The following is a 13,077-nucleotide window of genomic DNA, read 5'->3' on the forward strand; positions in this document are numbered from 1 at the left end:
ATGATGAACAGACGTCAACTGATTGGGGCCGGCGCCGCGGGTGCTGCGCTGGTGTCCAGCCAGGCCTGGGGCAAGACCCTAAACATGGGCCTGCCCGAAGCCGCCAGCATGGCCAGCGCCGCCACCCAGCCGCCGCTGGCTCCCACGACAGGGCCGGACTACAACCCTGTGGTCACCCTGAACGGCTGGACCCTGCCGTTCCGGATGAACAACGGGGTGAAGGAGTTCCATTTGGTCGCCGAGCCGGTCGAGCGCGAGCTGGCCGACGGCATGATCGCGCATCTGTGGGGCTACAACGGCCAGTCCACCGGCCCCACGATTGAGGCGGTAGAAGGCGACCGGGTCCGCATCTTTGTCACCAACAAACTGCCGGAACATACCTCCGTGCATTGGCACGGGATGATCCTGCCTTCGGGCATGGACGGGGTGAGCGGCCTCAGCCATCCGGGCATCCCGCCAGGCAAGACCTTTGTCTATGAGTTCGACCTGATCAAATCCGGCACCTTCATGTACCACCCGCACGCGGATGAGATGGTGCAGATGGCGATGGGCATGATGGGCATGTTCATCGTGCACCCCAAGGACCCGGCCTTCATGCCCGTCGACCGGGATTTCCTGATCATGCTCAACGCCTTCGATATTGATCCCGGGTCCTATGTGCCGCGGGTGATGGAAATGACGGACTTCAACCTGTGGTGCTGGAACAGCCGGATCTTCCCGGACATCGACCCGCTGGTGGTCAATCAGGGCGACCGTGTGCGCGTCAGGACCGGCAACCTGACCATGACCAACCACCCGATCCACATGCACGGCTACGACTTCGAGGTCACCTGCACCGACGGCGGCTGGGTGCCCGAAAGCGCCCGCTGGCCGGAAGTCTCGATCGACATTCCTGTCGGCGCCATGCGCGCCTATGAGTTCGATGCGGTGCATCCGGGCGACTGGGCGATCCACTGCCACAAGTCGCACCACACGATGAACGCCATGGGCCATGACATTCCGACTTTCATCGGCACCGACAAGCGCAAGCTGACCGGCCAGATCCGCAATCTGCAGCCCGAATACATGCCGATGGGCACCGCCGGCATGGCCGACATGGGCGAGATGTCGATGCCGCTGCCCGACAACACCGTTCCGATGATGGCCGGCTGGGGCCCGCACGGGCCGCTGGAAATGGGCGGCATGTTCTCGGTCGTGAAGGTGCGCGAAGGCATCGACGCAAACGACTACAGCGATCCCGGCTGGTACGAGAATCCGCCCGGCACCCAGGCCTATGAGTGGACCGGTGAACTGCCGGACTTTGCCCGCGCCGAAAACGCGCAGACCCGCATTACACCAAAACCAACCGCCAAGGGCTGAACGGCCCCTGGAACAAATCCAAACCTGACGAGGAGACAGACATGAACAAAATTCTTTCCGCAGCCCTTATTGGCGCTCTTTCCACCGCTCCGGCCTTTGCCGCCGGCACTCACGGCGGCGGCCACCATGATGAGATGGACGTCGGCAAGCCCGGCGAGGCCGCCCATGCGGACCGCGAAGTCGCTGTCACCATGAGGGAGACAGACGACGGCGAAATGCTGTTCGAGCCGTCCAGCTTTTCCTTTGCCAAGGGCGAGACGGTTAAATTCGTGATCACCAACGCGGGCGAGCTGGAGCATGAGTTCGTGCTGGATACGGCGGAACGCAATGTCCACCACAAGGCGATGATGGCCAAGATGGAGATGGAGCATGACGACCCGAACTCTGTGCGCCTGGACCCGGGCGCCAGCGGCGAAGTGGTCTGGACCTTCACCAACGCCGGCACCTTTGAGTTCGCCTGCCTGATCCCCGGCCACTACGAATCCGGCATGCACGGCCCGGTGGCGGTGCTGGACGGCAGCGGCGGCACCTTCACCGCGGGTACGGTCAAGAAGATCGACGCCAAGTCCGGCAAGGTCACGATCATTCACGAGGAGCTGGTTGATCTGGAGATGCCTGCGATGACCATGGTGTTCCGGGTCGCCGATGACGCGATGCTGGATCAGCTGAAAGCCGGCGACGCCATCGAATTCGTTGCCGAGCGGATCAAGGGCAAGCTGACCCTCACCGCGCTAAAGTAAGCCCCGGGGGCGGAAGGCAGGCCTGCCTGCCTTCCCCTAAGCGCAACAGAGTTCACCAATGCCGGAATTCCACACTCTCGCCCACGACGCGGCAGCGGCGCTGGGGTTCAGCTACGACAGCACGGCGCCCGCCTGGCTGCATCCGATGATGCACTTGGTGCTGGTCCTCGCCCCTGCTCTGCTGGCGTCGACACTGGCGGTTCAGGCGGCCTTGCTGCTGCGCAGGCGCTTTCAGGCTCCGGCAGCTGATCCCGCGGCACAAGAGCAAGCGGCGGGCATCTGGGCCAGCCTGCCGCGCTGTATCCTGCGCGCAACGGGACGGCAGCAGGCAGCCCTGGTCGTGCTCAGCCTGACCGCGATGCCGATCCTTTACCTGACTCTCGAATTGCCCAAGCAGATCGTGAACCGTGTCTTTGAGAGCCAGGACGGTGCGGGGCCAGTTCTGGGATTCGACCTGCCGCAAGTCTCGCTGCTGTTTCTGCTCTGCGGCGCCTACCTGGCGGCCATTTCGCTCAACGGTCTCAACAAATACTGCCTGAACATCCGCAAGGGCCGGGTTGCCGAAAGCTTTGTGCGCCGGCTCCGCCTTGCCGTCTACCGCCAGTGGAGGCGCGACCAGCCTGCACATCGCCAGCCTGCCATCATGCCCGTTCTCGGCCCCGAGGTGGAGCCGGTCGGCGGCTTTGCCTCTGAACTGCTGACCGTCCCGCTGCTGCAGGGCGGGACGCTGGCGACGATCCTTTTGTTCATGTTCGTGCAGGACCCGATCCTCGCCGCGGCTGCTCTGACGGTCCTGCCTTTGCAGTTGATCATCGTGCCGCGGCTGCAGCGGCGGGTGAATGCGGTCTCGCGCAAGCGGATCCGCGAGATGCGCCTGCTCGGCGGCCTTCTGGACCGGCAAATGCGGGCGGGCGGCCCGGGCGCGCTGCCGGTTGCGCGCAGCTTCCGGCAGCTGCAGGAACACCGCCTGCAGATCCACCGGCTGAAATTCCTGGCAAAGGCAATCAACAACTTCCTGACCGCCCTGACCCCGTTCCTGTTCTATTCCCTGGGCGGCTACTTCGTGCTGCAGGAGCGGGTTTCGCTGGGCGCACTTGTGGCGATGCTGTCGGCGCACAAGGAATTCTCATCCCCGCTGAAGGATCTGTTCCGTTTCTACCAGCAAAGCGAGGACGTGCGGATCCGGTACCAGGAGATCTGCGCTTTCGCGTTCCGCCCCGGCGGGCTGCCAGGAGCGGCCTCCGGTGCTGGCCGCCACCCGTATCAGCCCGCCCCGCGCGCGGCATTTCAGCCCCTCAATAAGAGAAAGCAAACCTCATGAACAAAAATATAGCCATCTCAGCAGCCGCGGCCTTGGCAGCGGCGGCAGCCTACTTCGTCTACAGCAGCACCGGCGGAAAGGATGCAACTTCGCCGCGCGCCGTTCTGGAACCCGGCGCCCCGCTTGCCGAAGTTCAGCTGCCGCCGGAACTGAGTGAAACCGCGATGACCGGGAAACGCGCCTTTGACGCGGTCTGCGCCGACTGCCACGGAGACAACGCAGCGGGCCGCAACGGCATGGGACCGCCGCTGGTTCACAAGATCTATGAACCTTCGCACCACGGCGACGCCGCCTTCCTGCTTGCGGTCCGCAACGGCGTGCGGGCGCATCACTGGAAATTCGGCAACATGCCCGCCCAGCAGGGTCTGACCGATGGCGACGTCAAAGGCATCACTCAATATGTGCGGGAACTGCAGCGCGCGAACGGGATCAATTAGCCGGCAAGTGAAAGCCGGGCAGGAAACAGCCCGGCTTCCGCCACCTGAGATGCCTTGCGCCCAGCAGCCGGACCGGATGGGTGAGATCCGAGAACACGTTGTTCAGCCCGGGTTCAGGATCGACTGGATCTCATCTATGCGGGCCTTTGCAGCCAACCGCTCGGGGCTGTTGGGGAACAGGGACTCCATAAGCAATTCCATTTGCTGCAGGGCGGTCTCGCGGCCGATGCCGCCTTCATGCAGCCCGCACCGCAGCCACAGCCCGTCAATCATTACCGAAATCGCCAAGGCGACCTCCTCAGCCCGTTCCCGCTCTGCCAGCTGTTCCAGCGCATGCATCAGGTTTGAGCGCATCCGCTGGTGAATGGCGGTCTGTATCCTCTGGTAGCTTGGATTGTACGGGATCTCCGCGAGCAGCGACAGCCAGGCATGCGCGATCTTGGGAGTGAAAAACTGGCGCGAGAAGTTGGCTTCGATCACTGAATAGACCCTCTCCCACGGCGTGTTTGAGCGAATCAAGAGCGCGCTGACTTCGCGGGCCAGGTCCGCGTTGCCGTAACGCATGGCCATTTCCAGCAGCCGGGCCTTGTTTCCGAAATAGTGCAGGACGTTGGTCTTGGAGACGCCTGCGCGCTTGGCGACCTTCTCCACGGTGGTTCCGGAAAGCCCTTCTTCACTAAGGGTTTCGAAGGCAGCCTTGGAATATTCCTCGGTCCGTAGCCTCCACAGTTTGTTCCGCTTCATCCGTCTCTCCCAGAGCTGGCCGGAGTAAATATTTCGTTGACTCGAGTGTCAATGTGTACCTATCAGACTATTTATAGACCAGTGAGTCTATAAAAATTGGGAGGAAAAAATGAAGGCATTCTCGATTTCAGCTGCCCTTGGCATTTCGCTTCTGGGGGCGGGTTTGGCTGAAGCATCCTGCGAAAAAGTCCGGATGGCGGAGCCGGGCTGGACGGACCTGGCGCTCACTTCAGGCGTGGCATCCGTGCTGCTGAAGGGGCTGGGGTATGAGGCGGAAACAAAGGTGCTCGGCACCACGGTCACCTATGAGGCGATGGTCAACGGCGATCTGGATCTGTTCCTGGGATACTGGGACCCTGCCATGGCAACCTATTTCGCGCCCTATATCGAGGGCGATGCCATCGAGACGGTGAACCAGAACCTGGAAGGGGCGAAGTACACCTTTGCCGTGCCGAAGTACGTGTATGAGGCGGGCGTCACCAGCTTTGCCGACCTGGCCGCCCACTCAGAAAAGTTCGGCAGCCGCTTCTACGGCATCGAACCCGGCTCAAACACGCAGATGATGGATATCATCGACACGAATGCCTTCGGGCTGGGCGGCTGGAATGTCGTTGAAAGCTCGGAGCAGGGCATGCTGGCGCAGGTGCGCAGGGCCGTATCGCGGGAGGATTGGGTCGTGTTCCTCGGGTGGGCCCCGCATCCGATGAACGTGGAATTCGACATCGAGTACCTGAGCGGCGGAGACGACTATTTCGGTCCGGACTTCGGGGCCGCGACAGTACATACCCAGACCCGCGCGGGCTATACCGAGGAATGCCCGAACATCGGGCGCCTGATCGCCCAGCTGGACTTTACCGTGCCGATGGAAAGCGAGGGCATGGGGTACATCATCAACGATGGCGAAGATCCCGAAGAGGCTGCGATGCGGCTGATCAAACAGCACCCGGACATGCTGGACGGTTGGCTGGACGGAGTGTCCACCCTTGCAGGCGGCCCGGGACTGCCCGCAGTCCGCACCTATGCCGGGCTGGAGTGACCATCATGGAGTGGCTCATTCCTCACACCGCCAAGGCAAATGGCCAGCCGGTGCAGCTTAGCTACTGGGAGGCCGGTGATCCGGCTGCCCATCCCGTTGTCCTCTTGGTCGGGCTAGGCATGCAGGCGATCGAGTGGCCCGCGGATTTTATCCGGCAGCTGTCGGAAACCCGCCGGGTCATCTGCATTGACAACCGCGATGCTGGAAAGTCGCCGTGCTGCGGTGAAGACAGCGAGCCGCTTGCTGCCGGGATCTGGATGCAGGGCGATACCGCGGCCGCCCAGGATCTGGCCCCTTACTCCCTCTTTGACATGCGGGATGATGTCCTGGCGCTGCTGGACCGCCTGCAGGTCGGCACCTTCGACATCATCGGGTTCTCCATGGGCGGCATGATCAGCCAGCTGGTTGCTGCCGCCGCGGGCCCGCGGGCCGGACGCTTTGTGCAGCTGGCCAGCAACGACGGAACCGCCGAAGTCGATGGCGACGCGGATTCCAGGTGCCGGATGGCGCGTTTGTTCACCCGGCCTTCGGATCCGGAACTGATCCGGACATACCTGCTGGAAGACGCTTTGGCCTATGGCGCGGGCCGCCTCACCGACACGCCGGAGCTTCGGAGCGAAGTCAACGCCGCTTTCTCCGCGGGGTATTCTTGCGGCGGTGCAGCCCGCCACGCACTTGCGGTTCTGACCACACCGGACCGGCGGCCGCTGCTCAAGTCAATCCAAAGCCGGACATTGGTTCTGCACGGCGACCGCGACAGCTGCATTTCCCCGCAACGGGGCGCGGCAGCGGCTGCGCTGATCCCGGAGGCCCGCTTCGAGCTGCTGCCGGGCGTCGGGCATGTTCTGGATCCCATGATGTGCGATGCCGCCCTCAACTGGCTGGAGCCGGCTGCAGGCACAAGGACAAGAATTGGAGAAAGCCATGGAGTGGCTTGAAACACATAAGATCCCGGTCGGCCATTGGGCAAAGCTGATGGTCGACTGGCTGACCGGCAACATGGCCTGGTTCTTTGACGGGCTGTCAGAGGTGATCGGAGCCATCGTCGCAGGCACTCTTTGGCTGCTGCAGATGCCGCATCCGCTGGTGCTGGTCGGCCTGGTTTCAGGGCTGGCCTGGTATTTGCACCGCTCGCTGGCCTTGACTGCCTTTGCGGCACTCGGCCTGCTTCTGATCATCAACCAAGGGTACTGGATCGAGACCACAGAAACACTTTCTCTGGTGCTCGCGGCAACCACTATGTCGATGCTGATCGGCGTGCCTGTCGGGGTTCTGGCTGCCGGGCGGCCTTGGCTCTACCGGCTTCTGCAGCCGCTTCTGGATCTGATGCAGACGATCCCCACCTTCGTTTACCTGATCCCGGCGCTGGTGCTGTTTGGTCTCGGTGCCGTTCCGGCCCTGATTGCAACAGTTGTGTTTGCCGTCCCCGCCCCGATCCGGCTGACTTACCTTGGCATCTCCTCAACGCCGCATGCGCTGGTGGAAACTGCGGATGCCTTTGGCGCCACCCCGGCGATGGTGCTGTGGAAGGTGAAGCTGCCCTGGGCCATGCCTCAGATCCTGGCCGGATTGACCCAGACCATCATGCTGTCGCTGTCGATGGTCGTTGTGGCTGCGCTTGTCGGCGCCAGCGGGCTGGGCGTTCCCACCCTGCGCGCGCTCAACCAGGTCAATGTCGGCAAGGGCTTCGAAGTTGGCATTGTAATTGTTATCGTTGCGATCCTTCTGGACCGCCTGCTGAAAGCCGGGAGGAGCTAATATGGAACAGCCGGTCATCAAGTTCGAATACGCCAGCATCGTGTTCGGCGACAATCCGAAATCCGCACTGCCGCTGATGGACGCGGGCCTGAGCCGGGAAGAGGTCCGGGCCGAAAGCGGGCAGATCCTGGGGGTCCACAACTGTTCGCTCGAGGTGCAGGAAGGTGAGATCGTGGTGCTGATGGGCCTGTCCGGCTCCGGCAAGTCGACCCTGCTGCGCGCCTCCAACCGGCTCAATCCGCTGGCTGCCGGCACCGTGCATCTGCGCAGCAAAGGCGGGCTTGTGGACCTGGCCGCCGCCTCTGCCGCAGAATTGCGGAGCCTCCGCCGCCATGACGTGTCGATGGTGTTTCAGCAGTTTGGCCTGCTGCCTTGGCGCAGCGTGCTGGAAAATGCGGCCTTCGGGTTAGAGGCTGCCGGTGTGCCACGGGAGGAGCGGCTTCAGCGGGCCATGCGGCAGCTGGAGAAGGTGCATCTTGGGCAATGGGCCAATACCAATGTCTCTGAGCTTTCGGGCGGTATGCAGCAGCGGGTGGGCTTGGCCCGCGCCTTTGCCACCGACGCGCCTCTCCTGCTGATGGATGAGCCGTTCTCGGCGCTGGACCCGCTGATCCGCAACGAGCTGCAGGACGAACTGCTGGAGCTTCAAGCAGACCTGAAAAAGACGATCCTTTTCGTCAGCCACGATCTGGACGAGGCGATCAAACTTGGCAACCGGATTGCGATCATGGAAGGCGGCCGCATCGTGCAGCTGGGCACACCGCAGGAAATCGTGCTGAAGCCGGCCACGGACTATGTGCGGAACTTCGTGTCCCACATGAATCCGATGAATGTGCTTCATGCAGCCGAAATCATGAAGCCGGTCAACGGTACCATCCCCTCCGGCGCGCGGGTGCGCGATGCCGGCACGACGGTAAAGGACCTGATGCGGGCGCAGCTGAACGACGGCGGAGAGTACTTCGTGTCCAATGGCCGCGACATCATTGGCAGGCTGGATCATTCCGATATCTTCAAGGCACTGCTGCGCGAATAGCGCAGCAGGGTTCCCCGGCGCAAATGCAACTTATTGCTTAGAAAAAACAAAGGTGTGGCGACCCGCTCCCATTTTCCTTAAAGGCGCAGCTTGAAATACCCCTACATAGGGATAAATACCAAAGCATGAAACGAAACACACATGACCGCGAAAACATGGCCCTGGTTCTGGCCCTCCTGCGCAGTGCCCAGCAGTTCCATCGGGCGATCGGCCCGGTGTTCCGGGCCGCAGGCCTGACCGCGTCGCAATGGGACGTGCTGGAAACCCTCAGCAACAAAGGCCCGATGACCGTGAATGCGCTGCTGGAAAGGGCACTTGGAACCTCCGGCAACTTGGATGTGGTGATCAAGAACCTGATCCGCTCCGGGCTTGTCGAAAAAACGGTCAGCGGTACGGACCGGCGCAGCCGCGTCCTGTCCCTGACAACCGAAGGCAGGGCAAAGGTCGAAACCTTCCTGCCCGCCCACAACGCCGCTCTGGCGGAGATCTTTGAAGGCCTGCCCGCCGACGGCAAGCGCCAGGCCATCCGGATGCTGAACCGGCTCCGCCGCAGCATGCACCACCCCCGAAAGGACCAACCCGATGAGTAACCGCACCTTCCTGACAGCGCACAGCGTGATCTACGCTTTCTTCGCGCTGGCGCTGTTCTTTGCGCCCGGCCTGTTGTGGCCGAACTACGGCGTCGAGCTGAACGACCGCTACGCCTGGTTCCTGTCGCAGCACAACAGCATCTTTCTGGGCGGCATCGCGGTCATCAGCTTTCTGTTCCGTGATGCGCCCTCCGGCAGCGGCGAGGGCCGCAAGATCCTGACCGGCCTGATGTGGACCAACCTTCTGGGCCTCGCTGTCACCTTCTACGCCGGTGCCGCAGGCATCTTCACCGGCTTCGGCTGGTCGGATCCGGCTTTCTTCGCCCTGCTCTCGCTTCTGTGCTTCCTGCAGCTCCGCAAGGGCTGACCCGCTACAACGCAAACACCGCAACACGTTTTCCCTCAACTCCTCAAAAGGACCCACGCATGAGCACTCAGAAAATCTGGGACATCCACCTCACCTATGATGGCCCCGTCACCGAAGAATTCCTTCAAGGCGCCAAACAGCTTGCCGAGAGCATTGCCCAGGAACCGGGCGTTGTCTGGAAAATCTGGACCCATGAGGCCGGCACCAATCACTTTGGTTCCACCTATCTGTTCAAGGATCTGGAGCATCTGGAGGCCTACAAGGCCATGCATATCCCGCGCCTGAACGCGATCGGCATCGAGGTCGTCAGCGACCACGTGTTCGACGTGATGGAAGAGCTCAGCCAGATCAACCGCGCGCCAGTTGGGACAAGTTCGTAGACTGGGCCGTTTCGTGTTCACGCCTCTCCTGAGCTCCACAGGAGAGGCGTCCTCTACCAGTAGATCAATGCCTGCACTGGAGAAGCCGCAATGCAGTATCGGTCCCACAAGTTGACGGCAGCTGTCGGCCAGGCCTGTCTCTCACAATTTCGCTGCGGCTGCGAAATGCTGCAACTGCTCGCTCGGCAAATTTGTCTCCTCGGTAGCTTTCGCTGCATTTCTGAAGACCAGCTGAAATGGTGGCAGGATGAGACTGCCGCCTTTTTTGTTAGGCCAGCGGGATTTGGGCTAGGCTCGCCACCCGTTACGACAGGTGCCCGAAGGTCTTTCTCTCAGCCGTCGCGCTAGCCGCCGCCGTCATCTTCTGGCTCTGAAACTTTATGAGTCTGGAGCCTAGGCAAGCTCACGCGCAATGTGACGTGCCTGGGCCTGAGCTGAGGCGACCGAAGCTTTGTGACGCTCATCGGCGAATTCCTGATACTCGGCCGCAGCTTCGAACATGCGTTCTGCGCCCAGGTACTTGCGCAATGTGCTGATATGCGCAGAAAGGTGACCCGAGTCATTGCGAATTCCACCCTCCTCAAAGCCGAATTCGCCAGCCGATGTCAGCAGCACCAGGGTTTTGCCGGACATGATCGGTTCCAGAGGGAAGTCGCCGCGCGCCAAATCAAACGTAAATGTCTTGTTGATCCGGATGATCTGATCAAACCAAGCCTTTAGGGCTGCGGGCATGCCGTAGTTGTACATGGGCGTCGAAATCAGAAGGATGTCGGAGCGGTCGAGCTCGTCAATCAGCGTATCAGACAAGCTGACCAAAGCGCTCTGTTCAGGAGTGCGTTCCTCTTCTGCTGTAAAGACGGACGCAATCCAATCGTTGGAAATAAAATCCGGCGGGGTCATTCCGACGTCACGCAGAATAATTTCGACGTCCGGATCAACCGTTTTCCATTCTTCCACGAAACTGTCCGCCAAAGCGCGGGAAATGGAGTTATAGGCCGCAACAGGGTTGTCGGTGCGGCGCACGCTGGCGTCAATTCTCAGGATTGTGGTCATCTTGTCACCTAGTCAGTTTGCAATGAACCATTCAAAGGTGAAGCCAGTGACGCGCAGGTACAAATGAAGAGAATTCTGAATAGAGTGAACTGACTTCACCCATCTCTAATCGCCGAAAAAATCTTCTCCAGATGAGACGCCGTCGCAAGTACATCCGCGTCCCTGTTTGCGCCGCCGCTCAAGGATAGGCTGCTCCCCGGTCTCCGTTCTCCAAATGGAATGGAAATTGTTGGGGCATTGAGGAAAGCGGCTTTCATCGATACCGACAGGATAAGGGCGTTTTCCCGTGCAAAGACCCCCTTATCGCGGGTCACGGCCTGAACAGACGGCGGGTACGACGGCAATGTCGGGTAAAGCAGCATCTTCCCTGCCAGTTCCCTGTCAAAGTCCGGGATGAGGGCCCGCCGGATTTCCAGCAATGCCTGCAGATCTGTGCCAAGGATTGAAGCCGCCTGAGCAAGGCGATCCTGCACATTTGGGTCCAGTCTGGCCTGCTGGTCTCCGACCAAACTTGGCAGAAGACGAAAGGCTTCGGCACTCACCAGCGTTCCATAGGTTTGGAAGATCTCCGTGACACAAGTGAAACTTCGGATGTCAACCCTTTCCAATTCGATGCCATGACCGGACAAATGCTGCAGGACATGTTCGTACATTGCTTTGATTTCCGGGGTAAATCCCGCTAGGGCATCTTCCCTCAGGCACAGAATTTGACGGCAGGCGTGCCCGGTTTCTTTGCAATCCGACAAAACGCGATCCACAGCGCAAATCTGACTGACGTTTAAAGCGAGTGAGCCTGGCGTATCCAGAGAAGGCGCCAGAGGTAAAATCCCGGCGCTTTCATAGCGGTCCATAGTTGGGCGAAACCCCACCAGGCCCTGACAGGCGGCCGGAATGCGCACGGAGCCGGAGGTATCTGTGCCCAAGGCGATGTCGGCCAAGCCCAAGGCAACGGCTGACGCCGATCCGCTCGAGGACCCTCCAGGCACCATTGTGCTATCCAACGCATTCAGAGGGGTGCCGAAATGCGGATTGACTCCGAGCCCGGAGAAGGCGAACTCCGACATGTTCACATGGCCCAGAATGATCGCGCCCGCAGAACGGAGCCTGGCCACGATCGGGGCGTCATTGTCTGCTGGCTGAGGATCGATGGCCAAAGATCCCGCATGGCTTCGGAGCGCTTGCACGTCGATATTGGCCTTCACCGCAAGAAACTGGCCGTCCAACGGGCCAAGCAGCTTCCCTGCGGCCTGCCGCGCGGCGGCGGATCGGGCATCCTGCAACAGTCTATCTGGCGCAACGCCAAGGAATACCTCGCGCTGCGCGTCGAGCGAAGCCAGGAAGTCGCGCGCTCGTTGAAGGATATTCATGTCGTCAGGACCGGAGCCTGATAATAGGGCAGCTCTTCAACCCGTACGCTTTGCCGGTCTGCCTCATATTGCGTGCGCACGTGCTGCGCGATCTCTCCGAGAGTGGCGAACCAGACGTCGCCCCTGTTCAAGATAGTTTCCATCCAGTCTTCCACCTGCCGCCACCGCGCCAAACGCCCGGTCAGGAAGGGATGCCAGATGCCAATCCAGAAGCCACCTTCTTCGTATTGGGCTTCGAATTCCTCCCAAAATGGGGTCAGCCCGGCGCGTGGCCCGGCGACGGGCATCATGTAGCCAATCTCCTCAAAATGGGCGAATTGCGGCCAGTCGTCGGTCCCCCAATGCGATGGAAGTTCGACCAAAGTCCGCCCGCCGGATCGCATGAGATATGGCACATCATCCGCCATCAGCGAACTGTCATAGTCGAATTCATGCTTGTTCAGCAAGTCGATGACGGCTTGCGTCACATTGTAAACCGGCGCGCGATAGCCTTTTGGCACATTGCCCAGAACCCGCTTATGCGACTCCAGCGCGCGTTCAAACCAATAGGCTTGTTCAGACGCGCTATGGTTTGTTGGATCTTCGTGCAAATAGCCATGATGGCCGATTTCATGACCATCATTCAGGATGGCTTGCATAGCATCTGGATATTGCTCCACGACCCATCCGGGGGCGAAGAAGGACTGTTTCAGCCCGAGACGTTTGTAGGTTTCCAGAATCCGAGGGATGGCAACCGTCGGCCCGTAGCGCCCCATGGAGATCGGATAGAGACGATCATGCCCGTCGACCGGCTTTGCGATATGGATCAGGCTGTCCGCATCGATATCAAAGGTGATCGCACAGGCGCATCGCGCGCCGTTCGGCCAGATAATTTTCTTCTGCATGGTCTTGC

At 60.9% G+C, this 13,077-nt stretch carries 15 protein-coding genes and 1 pseudogene; 12 read left to right on the forward strand and 4 right to left on the reverse strand.

What is annotated here, in order from left to right:
• The 4 genes from KUW17_RS14505 to KUW17_RS14520 are packed head-to-tail and all read left to right on the forward strand — an operon-like array spanning window position 1 to window position 3,857.
• Complete coding sequence (locus tag KUW17_RS14505; protein WP_222480354.1) at window positions 1-1,359, forward strand: multicopper oxidase family protein; 1,359 nt, start codon at window positions 1-3, stop codon at window positions 1,357-1,359.
• Window positions 1,360-1,400: 41 nt separating this feature from the next.
• Window positions 1,401-2,099 (forward strand): copper-binding protein, encoded by a 699-nt coding sequence (locus KUW17_RS14510; protein ID WP_222480357.1) that lies wholly within the window; start codon window positions 1,401-1,403, stop codon window positions 2,097-2,099.
• 58 nt (window positions 2,100-2,157) lie between these two features.
• The gene (locus tag KUW17_RS14515; protein WP_261397214.1) at window positions 2,158-3,420 is read left to right on the forward strand and encodes an ABC transporter ATP-binding protein; all 1,263 of its coding nucleotides are present in this window, start codon (window positions 2,158-2,160) and stop codon (window positions 3,418-3,420) included.
• Complete coding sequence (locus tag KUW17_RS14520) at window positions 3,417-3,857, forward strand: c-type cytochrome (RefSeq protein WP_222480359.1); 441 nt, start codon at window positions 3,417-3,419, stop codon at window positions 3,855-3,857. The genes KUW17_RS14515 and KUW17_RS14520 overlap by 4 nt, the downstream gene beginning before the upstream one ends.
• A gap of 102 nt (window positions 3,858-3,959) precedes the next feature.
• Here the strand turns inward: KUW17_RS14520 and betI are convergent, their stop codons facing one another.
• Window positions 3,960-4,601: a transcriptional regulator BetI gene (gene betI, locus KUW17_RS14525; RefSeq protein ID WP_222480361.1), complete on the reverse strand. Its 642-nt coding sequence runs from the start codon at window positions 4,599-4,601 to the stop codon at window positions 3,960-3,962.
• Window positions 4,602-4,710: 109 nt separating this feature from the next.
• Between betI and choX the strand changes: the two genes are divergently transcribed.
• From choX to KUW17_RS14565, 8 genes and pseudogenes are all read left to right on the forward strand, one after another.
• Window positions 4,711-5,637, forward strand: coding sequence for a choline ABC transporter substrate-binding protein (choX, locus tag KUW17_RS14530; RefSeq protein WP_222480363.1), 927 nt, complete (start codon window positions 4,711-4,713; stop codon window positions 5,635-5,637).
• A 5-nt stretch (window positions 5,638-5,642) separates the two neighbouring features.
• A complete protein-coding gene (locus KUW17_RS14535; RefSeq protein ID WP_222480366.1) occupies window positions 5,643-6,575 on the forward strand; it encodes an alpha/beta fold hydrolase in 933 nt (310 codons plus the stop codon).
• Entirely contained in the window at window positions 6,562-7,395 is an 834-nt protein-coding gene (gene choW, locus KUW17_RS14540; protein WP_222480367.1) for a choline ABC transporter permease subunit, read from the forward strand. Before KUW17_RS14535 ends, choW begins: the two co-directional genes overlap by 14 nt.
• A gap of 1 nt (window position 7,396) precedes the next feature.
• Complete coding sequence (gene choV / locus KUW17_RS14545; protein ID WP_222480369.1) at window positions 7,397-8,428, forward strand: choline ABC transporter ATP-binding protein; 1,032 nt, start codon at window positions 7,397-7,399, stop codon at window positions 8,426-8,428.
• A gap of 125 nt (window positions 8,429-8,553) precedes the next feature.
• Window positions 8,554-9,018 (forward strand): MarR family winged helix-turn-helix transcriptional regulator, encoded by a 465-nt coding sequence (locus KUW17_RS14550; RefSeq protein ID WP_222480371.1) that lies wholly within the window; start codon window positions 8,554-8,556, stop codon window positions 9,016-9,018.
• Complete coding sequence (locus tag KUW17_RS14555) at window positions 9,011-9,385, forward strand: hypothetical protein (protein ID WP_222480373.1); 375 nt, start codon at window positions 9,011-9,013, stop codon at window positions 9,383-9,385. Before KUW17_RS14550 ends, KUW17_RS14555 begins: the two co-directional genes overlap by 8 nt.
• Before the next feature lie 59 nt (window positions 9,386-9,444).
• Window positions 9,445-9,765: a monooxygenase gene (locus KUW17_RS14560; protein ID WP_222480375.1), complete on the forward strand. Its 321-nt coding sequence runs from the start codon at window positions 9,445-9,447 to the stop codon at window positions 9,763-9,765.
• Between the two features lie 284 nt (window positions 9,766-10,049).
• Window positions 10,050-10,139, forward strand: a pseudogene (locus KUW17_RS14565) (IS5/IS1182 family transposase); the annotation flags it as partial.
• Between the two features lie 19 nt (window positions 10,140-10,158).
• Here KUW17_RS14565 and KUW17_RS14570 read toward each other — a convergent pair.
• The 3 genes from KUW17_RS14570 to KUW17_RS14580 all read right to left on the reverse strand — a co-directional run bounded on the left by KUW17_RS14570 (window position 10,159) and on the right by KUW17_RS14580 (window position 13,069).
• Window positions 10,159-10,818 (reverse strand): FMN-dependent NADH-azoreductase, encoded by a 660-nt coding sequence (locus KUW17_RS14570; protein WP_222480377.1) that lies wholly within the window; start codon window positions 10,816-10,818, stop codon window positions 10,159-10,161.
• Window positions 10,819-10,913: 95 nt separating this feature from the next.
• Window positions 10,914-12,185: an amidase family protein gene (locus KUW17_RS14575; protein WP_222480380.1), complete on the reverse strand. Its 1,272-nt coding sequence runs from the start codon at window positions 12,183-12,185 to the stop codon at window positions 10,914-10,916.
• The gene (locus KUW17_RS14580) at window positions 12,182-13,069 is read right to left on the reverse strand and encodes a polysaccharide deacetylase family protein (protein WP_222480382.1); all 888 of its coding nucleotides are present in this window, start codon (window positions 13,067-13,069) and stop codon (window positions 12,182-12,184) included. The genes KUW17_RS14575 and KUW17_RS14580 overlap by 4 nt, the downstream gene beginning before the upstream one ends.
• Between the last annotated feature and the right edge of the window lie 8 nt (window positions 13,070-13,077).

Origin of the sequence: Leisingera aquaemixtae (assembly GCF_019801145.1) — a bacterium.
GTDB classification, from domain to species: Bacteria; Pseudomonadota; Alphaproteobacteria; order Rhodobacterales; family Rhodobacteraceae; genus Leisingera; species Leisingera aquaemixtae_A.

What these genes read in the sequence shown, in the direction of transcription:
- KUW17_RS14505 (WP_222480354.1), top strand. Translation starts at nt 1, where the DNA reads ATGATGAACAGACGTCAACTGATTGGGGCCGGCGCCGCGGGTGCTGCG.
- KUW17_RS14510 (WP_222480357.1), top strand. Translation starts at nt 1,401, where the DNA reads ATGAACAAAATTCTTTCCGCAGCCCTTATTGGCGCTCTTTCCACCGCT.
- KUW17_RS14515 (WP_261397214.1), top strand. Translation starts at nt 2,158, where the DNA reads ATGCCGGAATTCCACACTCTCGCCCACGACGCGGCAGCGGCGCTGGGG.
- KUW17_RS14520 (WP_222480359.1), top strand. Translation starts at nt 3,417, where the DNA reads ATGAACAAAAATATAGCCATCTCAGCAGCCGCGGCCTTGGCAGCGGCG.
- betI (WP_222480361.1), bottom strand. Translation starts at nt 4,601, where the DNA reads ATGAAGCGGAACAAACTGTGGAGGCTACGGACCGAGGAATATTCCAAG.
- choX (WP_222480363.1), top strand. Translation starts at nt 4,711, where the DNA reads ATGAAGGCATTCTCGATTTCAGCTGCCCTTGGCATTTCGCTTCTGGGG.
- KUW17_RS14535 (WP_222480366.1), top strand. Translation starts at nt 5,643, where the DNA reads ATGGAGTGGCTCATTCCTCACACCGCCAAGGCAAATGGCCAGCCGGTG.
- choW (WP_222480367.1), top strand. Translation starts at nt 6,562, where the DNA reads ATGGAGTGGCTTGAAACACATAAGATCCCGGTCGGCCATTGGGCAAAG.
- choV (WP_222480369.1), top strand. Translation starts at nt 7,397, where the DNA reads ATGGAACAGCCGGTCATCAAGTTCGAATACGCCAGCATCGTGTTCGGC.
- KUW17_RS14550 (WP_222480371.1), top strand. Translation starts at nt 8,554, where the DNA reads ATGAAACGAAACACACATGACCGCGAAAACATGGCCCTGGTTCTGGCC.
- KUW17_RS14555 (WP_222480373.1), top strand. Translation starts at nt 9,011, where the DNA reads ATGAGTAACCGCACCTTCCTGACAGCGCACAGCGTGATCTACGCTTTC.
- KUW17_RS14560 (WP_222480375.1), top strand. Translation starts at nt 9,445, where the DNA reads ATGAGCACTCAGAAAATCTGGGACATCCACCTCACCTATGATGGCCCC.
- KUW17_RS14570 (WP_222480377.1), bottom strand. Translation starts at nt 10,818, where the DNA reads ATGACCACAATCCTGAGAATTGACGCCAGCGTGCGCCGCACCGACAAC.
- KUW17_RS14575 (WP_222480380.1), bottom strand. Translation starts at nt 12,185, where the DNA reads ATGAATATCCTTCAACGAGCGCGCGACTTCCTGGCTTCGCTCGACGCG.
- KUW17_RS14580 (WP_222480382.1), bottom strand. Translation starts at nt 13,069, where the DNA reads ATGCAGAAGAAAATTATCTGGCCGAACGGCGCGCGATGCGCCTGTGCG.